Origin of the sequence: Streptomyces broussonetiae, assembly GCF_009796285.1 — a bacterium.
In the GTDB taxonomy this organism is placed as follows: Bacteria; Actinomycetota; Actinomycetes; order Streptomycetales; family Streptomycetaceae; genus Streptomyces; species Streptomyces broussonetiae.
The window spans coordinates 1,333,411-1,348,356 of the sequence record NZ_CP047020.1; the positions used below are offsets into that span (position 1 = coordinate 1,333,411).

14 protein-coding genes are annotated in these 14,946 nt (G+C 73.3%); 7 read left to right on the top strand and 7 right to left on the bottom strand.

Annotated elements, in window-relative coordinates; translation table 11 throughout:
* Window positions 1-13: 13 nt before the first annotated feature.
* Complete coding sequence (locus GQF42_RS06375; RefSeq protein WP_158918476.1) at window positions 14-1,192, bottom strand: acyl-CoA dehydrogenase family protein; 1,179 nt, start codon at window positions 1,190-1,192, stop codon at window positions 14-16.
* 188 nt (window positions 1,193-1,380) lie between these two features.
* Here GQF42_RS06375 and GQF42_RS06380 point away from each other — a divergent pair, with 188 nt between their 5' ends.
* Window positions 1,381-1,746: a DUF6479 family protein gene (locus GQF42_RS06380; RefSeq protein ID WP_158918478.1), complete on the top strand. Its 366-nt coding sequence runs from the start codon at window positions 1,381-1,383 to the stop codon at window positions 1,744-1,746.
* A 254-nt stretch (window positions 1,747-2,000) separates the two neighbouring features.
* On the opposite strand, the gene GQF42_RS06385 is transcribed toward GQF42_RS06380, so the two are convergent.
* Window positions 2,001-2,456 carry an RpiB/LacA/LacB family sugar-phosphate isomerase gene (locus GQF42_RS06385; RefSeq protein WP_158918480.1) on the bottom strand — a complete coding sequence of 152 codons (456 nt, stop codon included), beginning with the start codon at window positions 2,454-2,456 and terminating at the stop codon, window positions 2,001-2,003.
* A gap of 90 nt (window positions 2,457-2,546) precedes the next feature.
* On the opposite strand from GQF42_RS06385, the gene GQF42_RS06390 reads away from it, so the two are divergent.
* On the top strand, window positions 2,547-2,798 hold the full coding sequence (locus tag GQF42_RS06390) for a hypothetical protein (RefSeq protein ID WP_158918482.1): 252 nt from the start codon (window positions 2,547-2,549) through the stop codon (window positions 2,796-2,798).
* A gap of 106 nt (window positions 2,799-2,904) precedes the next feature.
* Here GQF42_RS06390 and GQF42_RS06395 read toward each other — a convergent pair whose 3' ends face one another.
* From GQF42_RS06395 to GQF42_RS06405, 3 genes are all read right to left on the bottom strand, one after another.
* A complete protein-coding gene (locus GQF42_RS06395; RefSeq protein WP_233273266.1) occupies window positions 2,905-4,224 on the bottom strand; it encodes an ANTAR domain-containing protein in 1,320 nt (439 codons plus the stop codon).
* Window positions 4,225-5,132: 908 nt separating this feature from the next.
* A complete protein-coding gene (locus GQF42_RS06400; protein WP_199272586.1) occupies window positions 5,133-5,606 on the bottom strand; it encodes an STAS domain-containing protein in 474 nt (157 codons plus the stop codon).
* Between the two features lie 992 nt (window positions 5,607-6,598).
* The gene (locus GQF42_RS06405; RefSeq protein ID WP_233273267.1) at window positions 6,599-8,896 is read right to left on the bottom strand and encodes an FUSC family protein; all 2,298 of its coding nucleotides are present in this window, start codon (window positions 8,894-8,896) and stop codon (window positions 6,599-6,601) included.
* 455 nt (window positions 8,897-9,351) lie between these two features.
* On the opposite strand from GQF42_RS06405, the gene dhaK reads away from it, so the two are divergent.
* The 3 genes from dhaK to GQF42_RS06420 all read left to right on the top strand — a co-directional run bounded on the left by dhaK (window position 9,352) and on the right by GQF42_RS06420 (window position 11,424).
* Entirely contained in the window at window positions 9,352-10,344 is a 993-nt protein-coding gene (gene dhaK, locus GQF42_RS06410) for a dihydroxyacetone kinase subunit DhaK (RefSeq protein WP_158918484.1), read from the top strand.
* Between the two features lie 66 nt (window positions 10,345-10,410).
* Window positions 10,411-11,010: a dihydroxyacetone kinase subunit DhaL gene (dhaL, locus tag GQF42_RS06415; protein ID WP_158918486.1), complete on the top strand. Its 600-nt coding sequence runs from the start codon at window positions 10,411-10,413 to the stop codon at window positions 11,008-11,010.
* A 3-nt stretch (window positions 11,011-11,013) separates the two neighbouring features.
* A complete protein-coding gene (locus GQF42_RS06420; RefSeq protein ID WP_158918488.1) occupies window positions 11,014-11,424 on the top strand; it encodes a PTS-dependent dihydroxyacetone kinase phosphotransferase subunit DhaM in 411 nt (136 codons plus the stop codon).
* A 28-nt stretch (window positions 11,425-11,452) separates the two neighbouring features.
* Here GQF42_RS06420 and GQF42_RS06425 read toward each other — a convergent pair whose 3' ends face one another.
* Window positions 11,453-12,154 carry a glycoside hydrolase family 75 protein gene (locus tag GQF42_RS06425; RefSeq protein WP_158918490.1) on the bottom strand — a complete coding sequence of 234 codons (702 nt, stop codon included), beginning with the start codon at window positions 12,152-12,154 and terminating at the stop codon, window positions 11,453-11,455.
* 479 nt (window positions 12,155-12,633) lie between these two features.
* Between GQF42_RS06425 and GQF42_RS06430 the strand changes: the two genes are divergently transcribed.
* Together GQF42_RS06430 and GQF42_RS06435 are read left to right on the top strand one after the other, a co-directional pair.
* Window positions 12,634-13,608, top strand: a complete 975-nt coding sequence (locus GQF42_RS06430; protein WP_158918492.1) for a fibronectin type III domain-containing protein — start codon at window positions 12,634-12,636, stop codon at window positions 13,606-13,608.
* A 179-nt stretch (window positions 13,609-13,787) separates the two neighbouring features.
* Entirely contained in the window at window positions 13,788-14,327 is a 540-nt protein-coding gene (locus GQF42_RS06435; protein WP_158918494.1) for a hypothetical protein, read from the top strand.
* 62 nt (window positions 14,328-14,389) lie between these two features.
* Here the strand turns inward: GQF42_RS06435 and GQF42_RS06440 are convergent, their stop codons facing one another.
* Entirely contained in the window at window positions 14,390-14,935 is a 546-nt protein-coding gene (locus GQF42_RS06440) for a PadR family transcriptional regulator (RefSeq protein ID WP_158918496.1), read from the bottom strand.
* Window positions 14,936-14,946: the final 11 nt, after the last annotated feature.

The window sequence follows — 14,946 nt, forward strand, 5'->3', positions numbered from 1 at the left end:
GGGTCGCAGCGGGCTAGCGCCGTACCCTCGGCATCCCCAGACCGATCCAGGAGATGATCTCGCGCTGGATCTCGTTGTTGCCGCCGCCGAAGGTGAAGATGACCGCCGAACGGTAACCGCGCTCCAGTTCGCCGTGCAGCACGGCGCCCGCCGAGCCCTCCTTCAGGGGTCCTGCCGCGCCGACGATCTCCATGAGCCAGGCGTAGGCGTCGCGGCGCGCCTCGGAGCCGTAGACCTTCACGGCGGAGGCGTCCTGCGGGGTGAGCGTGCCCTCCTGGACGGCCGTGACCATCTGCCAGTTCAGCAGCTTCAGCGCGTCGAGCCGGGTGTGGGTGCGGGCGAGCAGCCGGCGCACCCAGGGCAGGTCGGCGACCCGGCGGCCGTCGGCCAGCTTGGTCTCCCGCGCCCAGCGCTGGACGTCGTACAGGGCGCGGACGGCCATGGTGCCGTGCGCGGCGAGGGTGACGCGTTCGTGGTTGAGCTGGTTGGTGATCAGCCGCCAGCCCTGGTTCTCCTCGCCGACGCGCCGGGAGACGGGGACACGGATGTTCTCGTAGTAGCTCGCGGTGGTGTCGTGGGAGGCGAGCGTGTTGATCACCGTGCAGGAGTAGCCCGGGTCGGAGGTCGGCACCAGCAGCATGGTGATGCCCTTGTGCGGCGGGGCGGTGGGGTCGGTACGGGTGGCCAGCCACACCCAGTCCGCGGTGTCGCCGTTCGTCGTCCAGATCTTCTGCCCGTTGACCACATACTCGTCGCCCTCGCGTACGGCCCGGGTCTTGAGGGCCGCCAGGTCGGTCCCGGCGTCGGGCTCGCTGTAGCCGATCGCGAAGTCGATCTCGCCGCGGAGGACGCGTGGCAGGAAGTGCGCCTTCTGCTCCTCGGTGCCGAACCGCATGAGCGTGGGACCGACCGTGTTCAGCGCCATGAGCGGCAGGGGGACACCGGCCTGCGCGGCCTCGTCGAAGAAGATGAACTGCTCCATCGCCGTCATGCCGCGCCCGCCGTACTCCTTCGGCCAGCCCACGCCCAGCCAGCCGTCCGTACCGAGCCGTCGGATGGTGTCGCGGTAGAACCGCTTCTGTGCGGCTGGATCGGCGTACCGGGCGTACGCGTTGTCCGGAACCAGCTCGGCGAAGTAGGCGCGCAGCTCCGCGCGCAGTCGCTGCTGCTCGGGCGTGTGGTCGAGATGCACGGCGCCTCCAGGCTCCCCAAGGGCGGTCCTGACGGCGCACACCGTAGAACGTGTTTCAGAAATAGGGAATGACGCGTCCGCAACGAATTGCACCGACCCGGTCGACGAGCGGCGATGTCGCCGTCCGTCCATCGCCTGTTACGCATTGCGTCCGGTTCGTCCGGGTTTGAGCGGGGTATTCCTGTCCTATGAGTACCGCATCGACGCAGCTGGCCGCAGCGAGCGGCCTCATGAGCCTCGTCCTGTTCATCGTGGCCGTGGGTGTCCTGGCGCTTCTCGCCGGCGGCTTCTGGTTGAACTCCCGAGTGAAGTACCGCGAGTCCCCCCGGCCCCGCCCGGAGGAACAGCCCACGCTTCCGCCTGACGGGCCGGTGGGCGAAGTCCGGGAGAACAGGGAGTCCCAGGAGGTTCCCGTGATCCCCAAGGGCGGTCGCCCGCTCACCCCGTACGAGCTGAGCAACATGGACACCAGGCCGAGCGAGTCGAAGGACCGCCCGCGCTGGAGCAGGGGGTCCAGCGGCTCGTTCGGCGGCGGCGGACTGGGCGCGCACTGACCCTCGGTCCGGCGATGCCCCCTCGCCCCCGCCGGTGAATCCCGATCCGGCCACCTGGTCCCGATCGGCCACCAGTCGCCGTACGGCCATCCGGTCGCCCACCCAGCACCGGTCCACGGTCCACGGTCCACGGTCCACGGTCCAGCCACGGATATCACGATCCGCCCGCTGATCGCCCCGATCGGCGCCGACACCCGTTCGTCACAAACACCCCGGCCCGCGCCGGTCCCTGTACGCCACCCCTTCGGAGCCCGCTAAGAGCCCTCCCGGGCGGCGTCCAGGCGGCCGACGCGGGCCACGTTCTGCCGGTCCTCGGGGTCCTGGCTGGGCTCGGCGGCGAACCAGGCGTCGAGGATCTCCTTCAGTACCGGCCCCGAGGTCAGGCGCAGGCTCAGGGCGAGGACGTTGGCGTCGTTCCAGCGGCGGGCACCGTCCGCCGTCACCGCGTCCGTGCACAGGGCAGCGCGAACGCCGCGCACCTTGTTGGCCGCGATGGACGCACCCGTGCCGGTCCAGCAGCACACCACCGCCTGGTCGGCGGCGCCGTCGGCCACGTCGCGGGCCGCCGCCTGCGAGCAGACCGCCCACTGGGGGTCGGACCCGGCCCGCAGCGCACCGTGCGTACGCACCTCGTGGCCGCGTTCCCCCAGCTCGGCGAGGAGGAGCCGGGCGACGGGTTCGTCCATGTCGGAGGAGACGGAGATCCGCATACGGCAGAGCGTAGCCGTTCCTTCGCGACGGATGTCCTGCTCGACGATCACTTCGCGTCCGTCTACGAGAGGTGGACCGTCACGCCCTGCGTGGGCGGGTATGCCATCCGGGACGTCGGGACCGGATTCTGGGCCACGGACCGGGACGGCCGGGTGCTCGGCACCTCGGACTTCGACTCCGGCGGTTCGGTCTGGGTGGTCCAGCGGGCAGACGACGGGGCCTTCACCATCAGCAAGCGGGGTCAGGCCTCGGTCTGGACCGCCGTCGGCGATCACGTCGAGCTGAAGCCCGCCAACGGCTCTTCGGCTCAGCACTGGCGGTTCGAACGGCTCGTCGGCTGACGCCTGTCGCACGGGGGCGGGGCTCGGGGCCCGCCCCCATCACGTCGTGAAGACCGAACGCGGCAGTGCGAGAGTGCCGGCACCATCAGCATGCGGAACGACTCGTCTAGGAGTGCCGTGGCGGGGCGTCCGTCGTCCGCGGGTCCGAGGCGTCCGAGGTGTCCGAGGCACCAGGGGCACCAGGGGCGTCCGAGGTGGTCTTGCCCCCGGTGAGGAGCCGGTGGAGGTGTTCGAGGGCGTCGAGGAGGACCGAACGGTGGTACCAGCTCAGCCAGGCCGCCGTCTCGGAGGCCAGCAGGCCGAGGGCCTCGGTGCGATCGGCGGTCGGGCGGTGCCCGGCATCGGGCCAGAGCAGGGTGAGCACACCGGTGCAGGGGCCGGCCGAGGACAGGACGGGGACGCTCTGCAGGGCGCGGGTACCGGTGGCCAGCAGGACGTGCCGGGACTCCTCGGAGAGCAGGCTGCCGGCAGCCACGTCGGGCACACTCACCCGGCGTCCGCGCAGCCGGGCGATCGCGTCGGCCGTACCTTCGTCCCCATCGCGCACCAGATGGTCAAGAAACGTATCCGCACAGCCGTGGTGGGACTCCAGCACCAGCGCGTTCACGGCCGGGTCGACGCACCGCACGTACCCGGCGGGCGCCTGACCGGCGGCGAGGGCCTCATACAGCACGGCATCGATCATCTGCCGCCGGTAGCGGGGGTCGCGGCCGTCGCGGGCCAGGATCCGCAGCGGCGGGACGGGCAGGGGGCGGCGGCCCGGGAACCACACCGCGCCGTCCGGGGGCCGGGCCACCACCACGGCGGAGGCGAGAACGCGCAACGGCACGTTGAACCGCTGCGAGACCTCGCGCAGCACCCGGAAGGCGCCGCCGGAGGCCGGCAGGCCGTAGCGCACCATGATCAGGCCCTGTGCCATACCGATGACCGGGGCGGTGCGCACCCGGGCACGCAGCGCGCGGACCTCCTTGCGCAGATCCTCGTAGCTGGGCCGTAGGGGGTCCGCCACCTGCGACCGCCAGGCGGGCAGTTCCGCCGTGCGGGTGGCGGCTCGGGCCAGCTCGTGCAGCGCCTCGTCAAGGGTGGCGAAAAGCCGTACGCCGTCCAGCCGGGCGAGGTGCACCGCCTCGCGCACCCCGGGCCGGGCCCGGACGATGATCAGGTCCGGGCGCCCGGCGCGTGCCCGGGTCGTCTCGCTGAGCGCGCGCAGCACGGCGGCACCGCCGAGCTGCACATGAGCCATGTCGAGGACGGGCCGCAGCCCGGCGAGGTCCGCCTGGGCCAGATGGCCGCACAGCTCCGCGGCCCAGGCCTCGGCGCCCTCGGCGCCCTCGGCGGCGAGACTGCCGGACATACGCAGCAGCAGCGCCTTCTCGGACAGCAGCCCCTCGACGACGGACGACTCGATGACGAGCGGGAACGGCACGCGTCGCGGGGCCGGGGCGGCGGGTTGGGGCGACCTGGCGGACCGAGTGGGGGCGGAGGGCCGAGTCAGGGCGGAGGGCCCGGCCGACGCAACGGGTTCTGGCGATGCGGCGGGTCGAGTCTGGCCGAGGGGATGAGTCGGGGCGGCAGGCTGAGACGGGGCGGGAGGCTGAACCGACCCGGCGGATTGAGGGGATGCGGGGGGCTGGGCCGATGTGGCGAGCTGAGCCCAGACGACGGGCCGGACCGACGTGGAGGGCTGAGCTGGGGCGGAGGGCCGGACCGGCGTGGGAGGCCGAGTCGGCTCGGCCGGCTGGACCGCCCCGGCCGGCTGGACCGGTGCGGCAGGCTGGACCGGTGCGGCCGACGAAGCCATCCCCGCGGGTCGGGCAGCCGGTGTGGCAGGCGAAGTCTGCGTGAGGTGCAGGCCCTGCTCGGTCGCTGAAGCCTGCACAGCGGGCCGGGTCCGCTCGGCAGGCTGGGCAGGTTCGACGGCGGGAACCTGCGCAGCCACCGACGCGCGCACGGCAGCAGAAGCCTCCCCGACTGCCGGGGCCTGCACGCCGGAAGGGTCCTGGTCCAGGAATGTAGCCCGCCAGAGGAAAGGTCCTTGGCCGACGGGCGCAGCCCGACCGACCGAAGCGCCCTCCCCAACAGGCACAACCCGCCCGGCAGAAGAGTCCCCCTCCACCGGCACAGGCCACCCGACCGAGGAGCCCGGCCCACCAGGCACATCCCGCCCAACAGCCACACCTCGCCCGACAGGCGCAGCCTGACCGACGGACGAGTCCTGCCCGCAAGACGCACCCTGACCGCCGGAAGACCCCCGCCCGGTAGGCGCGACCTGACCCGCGGACGGCCCCTGCCCGCAAGGCGCGGCCTGACCCGTTCCCGGGTCGGACGGCCGGCTCATGGGCCCGCTCGTCGTAGGGTCGTCAGGGGGCCTCTTCCCGTGTCCAGTGCGTCTCGGTGGGCCTCCAGGGTGTTCAGGGCGGACGCCATCGTGGCATGTACGCGTACGCCGGGCAGGCCCGCGGTCCGCAGCGCCTCCCGGATCTGCGGACGGGGCTGTACGACGGGCAGGGCGCGGCCGGAGAAGGCCAGGCTGCCGGTCGCCCGGTCCAGGGAACGTACCGCGGCGGCGCAGGCGAGGTACATCTCGGTCATGTCCAGCACGGGGTGTTCGCCGGCCTGGTCGGCGTGTGCGATGTGTGCGGCGAGCACCTCGGAGAACTCCATGGCGTTGGCGGCGTCGACCGTGCCCGATGCTTTCAGGACGCTGAGCCCGCCGACCTCGGGCCGCCGCTCGTGCAGGGCCTGCAGGAACAGCAGGCTCGAGCCGCGACGGCGGGCGCGGGCAGGCGACGGCTGACCGTTGTCCATGGGATCGGGCTTCCTGAGTCGGGAAGGATCAGCCAGCCGCGTCTTGACCGGGGCTTCACTGTGCTCCGCGCGTCCCCGCGATGCAACGATTTTCCCCGGGCGTGTCGCGCCCGTGCGCCTCCGCCCGGTACGCCACCGTACGGGTGAGGTACGGCGCCGACCGGGGGACGGGCTCGACGGCACGGCGGCGTTGGGCGGGCCCGGCGGATGGTCGACTCGTGCAACCAACAGCGGAGTTGGCGTCCGGCGGACCCCTCCTCAGGAGAGCGGCGGTCGTGCACCGCGACGAGGGGACGCCCCACGGCGTGGGCCATCGTGGCTGCGCGCCGCGGGGGCATCCCTGCTCCGGGCCTGGTCAGACCAGCGGGTCCTCGCGGAAAAGGTCGCTGGTGGCGCGCAGGGGGGTTTGCCGGTCCGCGGCATCGGCCTCCCGCATCCGATCGCACCAGGGGCAGGGGTCCACCGCATCGCCGTCGGCCCTACCCACTGGCCACTCAGGGCGTGCCGCGTCATCTCCAACAGCCGGCTTCCGGGTGACGGCCTCACTGCCGCCGCCCCTGGCGATGAGGCCCCAACCCCGGTAGGAATCAAACCACTTCGCCACACCACCAGGCACAGGGAACCTCCACGCTAGAGCGGTTTCCAAGGGGTCACCCAGCGTCCGCCCGCGCACCGTTGTCGGCAACCGGCGTGCACCCGTGCGCGCGAGGCAGACTCCCGGCGCGCGGCCCGCCGACGCGACTCTCCACGGCAGACCGACAGGCCGGCGGACTTGCAGAGGAGGTGGAGATGGAGGTGGAGGTGAGGAAACGGCCGTACGCCTCGCGCCACCGCGACATCTGCGCTCAGGCGCGCGCAGAGCGGCGGCAACTCCGCGCTCCACCAGGCCTCGACGGCCACGCTCAGCACGGTGACAACGGCTGCGTGGGCCAGGGCGCGCGCGAAGCGCGGTCAGCACCCGAGCCGCACGCACGGCAGGCGCTGTCGGCAGGTCAGCGGATGGCGCTCTGCCTCGCCGCCTCGGCAAGGCTGAGCTGGAGACGTCGGGCGACATCGACGTGGTCACCGGTCCAGATGAGGCGGACGGCGGTGGCGGTGGCCTGGCCCCGTCCGTCGACGAGGTCCGTACGGACGGACTCCACGAGCCGCGCGGCGGACTCGGGACGGAGCCGGACGGGGGCCGGGAGGGGCTCGTCACGGCCCAGACTCGCCGCGAGGCCGCGGTACCACTCCGCGACGCGGGACGCGTCGCCGAGGATGGCACGGTGGGCATCGGTCTGGTCGGTGCCCGAGCGCACCGGCCCGCAGTCCCGCCACAGGGAGACGACGGCGTCGGCGGCCAACCGCAGGGCGGCCACGCCCGTGACGAGTGTGGTCGCGTCCGCCAGCGACACGGGCTTGGCGCCGCGTTCGGCCAGGTAGGTCCGGAAGGCGTCGTCGAGCCGGCGGGCGGAGGCCGCTGCCTCGCGGTTCAGCTGCACCGGTTCACTGCCGGGTGCCGCACAGATGCAGTGGCGCAGGGCGTAGTCCACGGCGCCGGTGAGATAGCGGGCGCTGTCGGTGTAGGCCTCCGCGAGTGCCGTGCGTACCTCGGACCCTGCGCCGCGCGGCCAGAAGAACAGCGCGACGACGATGCTCACGGCACAGCCCAGGGCGATGTCCTGCACACGGAGCAGGACGATGTGCCAGTCGGGGTTCTGGCCGATGTTGAACAGCACGACGAGCGTCACGGTGAAGGCGGCCTGCCCCGCGGCGAAGGAGATGGCCGCGGGGGCGATACCGGCCACCAGAATGGCGAGGGGGAGCACGAACCACAGGACGGTGCCGTGGTGCCCGACCAGGTACAGCAGTCCGGCGCCGACGAAGGAGCCGACCACGGTGCCGAGGACGGCGCGCAGCGCGTTCTGGCCCGTGCTGAGCGCGTTGGAGCGCAGCACGGACAGGGTGCCGAGCAGCACCCAGAAGGAGTGCTGCACGCCGGTCAGGTAGGCCAGCAGCACGGCGATACCGAGGCCGGCGGCTCCGCGCAGGCTGTTGCGCAGCCACACCGAGTGGAGCCCGAGGTGCGCCGCGGCCCGTTCGCGCGCCGAGGCCAGCGGCTCGGTCAGCGCACCGGGTTCCCGGCCGAGGAGCCGGTCGCGCCAGTGCCGTTGCCATGCGGTGGCGGCCAGTTCGACGTTGCCGGCGATCTGCAGGACGGCGAACCCCAGCTCCTGGGCGCGGAAGGAGAGGTCGAGCGTGGCGATGAACCCGTAGATCTCCGTCGCGCTGTCGCCGACCGGGTGGTAGGCGGGCAGCCGGACCGTGGAACTCTTCTCCATCCCGTTCATGGTCGCCCGCAGTCCGGTCATGGCGGCACCCATCGGACCGACGTCCCGGCGGAGGTCCGTGAGGAGCTCGGCGGCGTGGTCGAGGACGTCGGCGGCGGCGAGGCGCACCGTGCGCGCGGCCGGGTCGCAGGCCGGAGGCTCGTCGGTGTACGCGGGCCGGTCCGCCAGGATGGTGCTCAGCCAGGTCAGCTCGTCGACCAGGCGGACCAGGGCGCGGGACGTCATGGACAGGCCGGTGGGACGGTAGGGGGTGGTGTCGAACGCCTGCCGCAGGTCCGCGGTGGCGTCGGCGGTACGGTCGGCTGCCGCCCGGCGCTGCGCGAGGTCGGCCGCGGGGCCCTGCCCGCCCAGGCCGGAGGCGTCCGTGCGCAGGTGTGCGGCGGCGGCACGGCAGACGCGGGCCGCGGGCTCGCTGAGCGCGTCGTCGACGGGGCGCGGCCACAGCAGGCACACGGCCGCCAGCGCCGCCCCTGCCGCCAGCCCGGCGCCCGCGAGGCGGCCGGGCAGCTGCGCCAGCGGTACGGGGGCGGTGACGGGCAGGACGAACGCCAGCAGGAGCGCGGTCGCGCTGCCCGCCAGGACGGAGCTGACGACACCGGCGAACAGGACCGTGAAGCCGACCAGCAGGGTCGAGACGACGGCGAGCCAGGTCACCGGTGCCACCAGCGTCCCCAGGCAGATCAGCACCGCCCAGGCGACCGCGAGCCCCGCCTGCGCCCGCAGCCGCTGCACCATCGGGCCGCTGAAGTCGACCAGGAGCAGCATGGAGAAGGATCCGAACGCGGCGAAACTCGCCATCGTCGACGAGTGGAGCACCTGAGTGCACAGCGCGAAGAGCGCCGGCATCACCAGCGCGGTCCGCCCGGCCCGCCTCGTCGCCGCGAGATCCGGATCGTGGTCGCGCAACCACGCCGCCCAGCGTGTCACGGGCCGCATCCGACCGGGGACCTGCACGGACATGCGCACCTCCCGCGCACGCGGTTGCGGTCGGCCACCACCCACCACGCCACACCCCCCATATGCGGGCACAGAGCCGGCCTCCGCAACCCAGGGTGGCCTGCCCGTCGCGGCGCCGGTCGCGAGATCGCCCGGCAGGGCGCGCAGTTCGTCGGCCGTGGGCAGGCGCGAGCACCGCCCCCGCCGATCGCTGCGTACCGTGAAAGGTGAGGATCACAGGTGACCTTCACTTCCGCAAGGTCGATACTGCGGGTAGACGAGGACGGACGGTCACCCCGGCAAGGCAGCGGTCAAGACCTGGTATCCCGTCAGCGAAGTCAGCAACGAGTCCGCAAAAGCACCGCCACGACCCGCCCCCGACCGCACCGGACCGTTGGGATCAAGACCCGTGTTCCGCGCCGGTGACCTGCAAAGACGCAGGTCATGCGCCCCAGTGCAACGCTCTCGAGGAGACATCGATGAGGATGCTGATCAACGTGCCGGAGACCGTCGTGGCGGACGCGCTGCGCGGGATGGCGGCCGCGTATCCCGACCTGACCGTGGACGTGGAACACCGGGTGATCGTCCGTCGGGACGCTCCCGTGGCCGGGCAGGTCGCGCTGGTGTCGGGCGGCGGCTCGGGGCACGAGCCGCTGCACGGAGGATTCGTGGGCCCCGGCATGCTGTCCGCCGCCTGTCCCGGAGAGGTGTTCACCTCACCGGTGCCGGACCAGATGGCCCGCGCCGCCGCCGCCGTGGACAGCGGCGCCGGGGTGTTGTTCATCGTGAAGAACTACACCGGTGACGTGCTGAACTTCGACATGGCGGCCGAACTGGCGCAGGACGAGGGCATCCAGGTCGCCAAGGTGCTCGTGAACGACGACGTGGCCGTCACCGACAGCCTCTACACGGCCGGCCGGCGCGGCACCGGCGCGACGTTGTTCGTGGAGAAGATCGCGGGCGCCGCCGCGGCCGAGGGGCAGCCGCTGGAGCGCGTGGAGGCCATCGGGCGGCAGGTGAACGCGAACTCCCGCAGCTTCGGCGTGGCCCTCAGCGCCTGTACGACCCCGGCGAAGGGGAGCCCGACCTTCGATCTTCCGGACGGCGAGCTGGAGTTGGGCGTCGGCATCCATGGCGAACCGGGCCGGGAGCGGCGGCCGATGATGACCTCCGGGGAGATCGCCGACTTCGCCGTGAACGCGATCCTGGAGGACATGCCCCCGCGCGATCCCGTGCTCGTCCTGGTCAACGGCATGGGCGCCACCCCGCTGCTGGAGCTGTTCGGCTTCAACGCCGAGGTGCAGCGGGTGCTCGCCGAGCGCGGGGTCGCCGTGGCCCGCACGCTGGTCGGCAACTATGTGACGTCCCTGGACATGGCCGGCGCCTCGGTGACGCTGTGCCAGATCGACGAGGAGCTGCTGCGGCTGTGGGACGCGCCGGTGAAGACCCCGGCGCTGCGCTGGGGAATGTGATACGGCGGACATGCCGGTCCGCATCCTCGCCACGCCGATCAGGCCCCTACCACGCAAGGAGATCCTGTGCTCGACGCCGACTTCTTCCGCCGCTGGATGGCGGCGACCGCCGCGTCCGTCGACCGTGAGGCGGAGCGGCTCACCCAACTCGACTCGCCCATCGGGGACGCCGACCACGGCAGCAACCTGCACCGCGGCTTCGCCGCCGTGATGGCCGCGCTGGAGACGGAGGCGCCGGACACCCCCGGTGCCGTACTGGTCCTGGCCGGGCGGCAGCTGATCTCCACGGTCGGCGGAGCCTCCGGACCGCTGTACGGCACCCTGCTGCGCCGGACCGGCAAGGCTCTCGGCGAAGCCGCCGAGGTCGGTGTGGAGCAGTTCGCCGCGGCGCTGCGGGACGGTGTGGAAGGGGTGAAGAAGCTCGGCGGGGCGGTCGCCGGTGACAAGACCATGATCGACGCCCTGGAACCGGCCGTGAACGCGCTCGGGGACGGCTTCGCCGCGGCGCGGCAGGCCGCCGAGCAGGGTGCCGAGGCCACCATCCCGCTCCAGGCCCGCAAGGGCCGGGCGAGTTATCTCGGCGAGCGCAGCATCGGCCACCAGGACCCGGGGGCGACCTCCTCGGCGCTGCTGATCGCCGGGCTGGAAGCGGCGGCGGAGGGCTGACCCGTGAGTGAGGAGAAACGGGTCGGGATCGTGCTGGTCTCGCACAGCGCGCAGGTGGCCGCCGCGGTCGCGGAGTTGGCGAAGGGGCTCGCGGGCGGGGCCCCGGAGGTGCCGGTGGCCCCGGCGGGCGGCACCGACGGCGGCGGACTGGGCACCAGCGCCGAGCTGATCTGCGCCGCGGCGGCCTCGGTGGACCGGGGCGCCGGGGTCGCGGTGCTCACCGACCTCGGCAGCGCCGTCCTGACCGTGAAGGCGCTGCTCGCCGAGGGCGACGAACTTCCGGACGGCGCCCGGCTGGTGGACGCGCCCTTCCTCGAGGGTGCGGTGGCCGCGGTGGTCACCGCCGCCACGGGCGCCGATCTGGACGCCGTGGAGGCCGCGGCGGCGGAGGCGTACGGCTACCGCAAGGTGTGACGGCCGCGGGCGGCGGGAGCGGTGGCGGTCACCGGTCTGCGGCGAACAGCCGGGCCAGTCGCTGCCCCGCCGCCACCGCCGCCGCATGCTCCTCGATGGGGTGCACGCGGAAATCCTTGAAGACGATGTAGGTGACGCCGGAGGGTGCTCCGCCGTCGCGGGGGTCGGCGCTGATGCCAAGACCCCGGGCGGTGGCGTAGGACGCCTCACCGATGACGTCGCGCGGGCCGGTGTCACCGACCACCGCGTACTGCACCCGGCCGCGGTAGACGACGGCGGCGACGCAGCCGCCCCGCACACCGAAGTCGCGCGGGTTCCAGGTCCGGCTCGGGGCCGGGACGACGATGTAGGGCAGTGACGCCGCATTCAGATCGCGGCCGTCGGACTGCGGGAAGGCGGTGGCGGCGGCGAACCCGGGGTCGGTACGGGGGTTGCAGCGGGCGGTGACCTGTCCGTCGCAGTCGATGTCCAGGTCGGCCTTCCAGAACACGGCATCCCGCGTGCCGCACACCCGGACGGTCCTCGGGCGGCCGGCGTCGGTGCGATAGCGCCCCCGGGAGATCTGGTGGCACGCGCCCACCCTGGTCAGCAGGTCGGCCGCGACGACGGCGCCCTCGCTCCGGGCCGGGGGTCCCTCCCGCGGCGGAACGGCGGCGGCCGGGCCGGGCAGTGCGGCCGGGGTGAGCAGGGCTGCACCGGCCGCGGCCAGCGTCAGCGATGGGACACGCACGATGGGGGACCCTCTCGTCGGGGACGGGCGGACATCCAGCCCACTGTGGTGCCGGCCCGCGCCCCAGGCCGTGCGGACCGCTCCCAAAGGGCCGGATGGAGCACGCTTCTGACGCCCCGTGAGGGACAGCCGCACAGGTCGGGACAGCCCGGGGATCCGGGACGGAGCCTGCCCGGGCCCCTTGGCCGCACAGGTCGGGACAGCAGGGGCCGGGGATCCGGGACGGAGCCTGCCCGGACCCCCCGGCCACCCGCGTCGGCGCGGTTCCGGCGACGACAGCGTGTCCGCGCCGTCGGCATGAACTCCCCTGTCCTCGCGGGCAGTTCAGCCGTAGGGAGCCTCAGCATACGGAACACCCCCGGTTGGTCACCCATGCGGGGCCCGTCGGCCGCGCGGCCCTCTTGCCGCCGCCGCACCCGCCGGGCATATTGGTCCGGACCTTTGCGTGACGCCGATGCCGTCTCCCGAGAGGCAGAGCCATGCGACGCGTACCCCTGCCGCTCGCCGTGGTCTGCACGGCCCTGCTGCTGGTCGCGTCCTGCGGCTGGAGCCGGGCCGACGACGGCGAGGACGGCCGGGCACCCGGTGCTCCCACCGGGGTCACCGCGCAGGCGGGCAGCGCGTCGAGCGTGCACGTGATGTGGAACGCGGTGGCCGGCTCCCCCGGTGTCCGCACCTATGAGGTATATCGCGGCACCACGAAGGCAGCCGAAGTGCCGGGTTCGCAGCACATGGTGGACGTCACCAGGCTCAGGCCGTCCACCGTGTACGCCTTCACCGTGCGGGCCCGGGACGGCGCCGGGCGCCTCGGCCCGCCGAGCCAGGCGGTGCGGGCGCGGACACCGGCCAGGGTGACGGCGGACCGCTCGGCGCCGACCCCGCCGTCCGCGCCCGCCGGGCGGATCGTGGGCAGCCGCGCGGTCCAGCTGTCCTGGGGTGCGTCCCGGGACGACCGGGGCGTGCAGTCGTACGACGTCTACCAGGGCGGGGCGAGGATCCACACCGTCGGCGGCGGTCAGACGGCGACGGTGGTCACCGGGCTGCGCCCCGGCACCTCATACGTCTTCACGGTCCGGGCCCGGGACGCGGCCGACAACCTCTCCCCCGCGAGCGCCCCGGTCCGCCTCACCACCCCGGGCACCGACGACGGCCGGAACATCGCGCCCACCGGCTTCACCGCCACGACCCACCGGGCGGGCGGCGCCTACTACATCGACCTGGCCTGGGACCCGCCGCGTACGGACGGGGTGATCACCGAGTACCGGATCCAGCTCGACGGCAGGGTGGCCACCTCGTTGGTGTGGGGCGGCACGCCCCCGCCCGGTCGGGCGAGCTACAGCTTCTACACCGGCACCAGCGCCGGGATGGGCCACCGGGTGCGGCTACGGGCCCGGCTGCCGGACGGCACATGGGGCGGCTGGTCGGCCGAACGGACGGTGACCACGGGCCGCTGAGGCCCGCACCCCCCGGGCATGTCCCCTGCGCCGCACGAAGGAAGCCGTCACCCGACCGGGTGCCCCCCGGCTGCGGGCCCGCACCTGGCCGCGTTGGCTGCTGCCCAGGCAGCACGGACGTTTCCGACCTTCGGCGGCGCACGGGACGTACCGCCGACCGTGCCGCCGGAGGCCAGCCCATGCACACCTCGCGACTTCTCCTCCGCGCCGGTCTGACGCTGGCGGCCACCGCCACGCTCGGGTCCGCCCTCGCCCGGCCGTCCGCCGCGGCCTCGGGCATCTCCGTCAGCGCCACCGGCTCCGGCGTCTCGGTCGTCACCAGCGCGTGCTCCGAGATCAACGGCAGCTGGGGCAACGCGGCACTGCTGACCAGCCGGCAGGCGAACTTCGCCCAGGGACGGCAGACGGCCCTGACGGGCACGTCCGTCAGCCAGTCCGCGGCCTGGTCGAAGGTGAGCCCGGGGACGTACACGGTGGTTGTGGTCTGCTCCAGCGGCAGCACGGCGGGCACCCAGTCGGTGACCGTCTCGTCGTCCTCGGCGCCGACGACCTCGTCGACGTACTCGCCTGCGCCGTCCCGGGGCGTGATGGGCGGTCTGGGCGGTGCCGCCCGGGACTACGGCCCGCTGACACTGGGCATCGGCGCGGCCCTGGTCAGCACCGGAGTGATCGCCACGGGCTGGTTCCTGCGCCGCCGCTCGAAGCCGTACCACCTCTGAGCAGCCGGACCGGCATCGGGCAGCCGGACCAGCACCGAGCGGCCGTTGCGGCCGGGCAGGCGTCAGTCGGCGTCGGGCAGGTCGGCGAACTGGGCCAGGGCGTGGCCGAGCCACTGGGTCCAGAAGGTCTCCAGGTCGATGCCGGCCCGCAGCACGAGGTGGCGCAGCCGGTCCTCGGGGGTGTCCCGGTCCGGCGGGAAGTCGCGCTCCTCGATCTCCTGGTACTCGGCCAACTGCCGCCGGTGCAGCTCCAGATGGCGGCGCAGATCCGCTTCAAGGCCCGCGGTGCCGACCACCGCCGAGGCCCGCAGCCGCAGCAGGAGCGTGTCCCGCAGCGGCTTGGGGTCCTGAGCGGCGGCGGTCCAGCGGGCCAGTTCGGCACGGCCCGCGGGCAGCACCTCGTAGCTCTTCTTCTGCCCGCGGGCCGGCTGTTCGGCCGGCAGTGTGCGGATGAGACCGTCGGCCTCCAGCTTCCCCAGCTCACGATAGATCTGCTGGTGCGTCGCGGACCAGAAGTAGCCGATCGACTTGTCGAACCGGCGGGTCAGTTCCAGTCCCGACGACGGCTTTTCCAGCAGGGCGGTGAGGATCGCGTGCGGGAGTGACATGGGCTCATCCT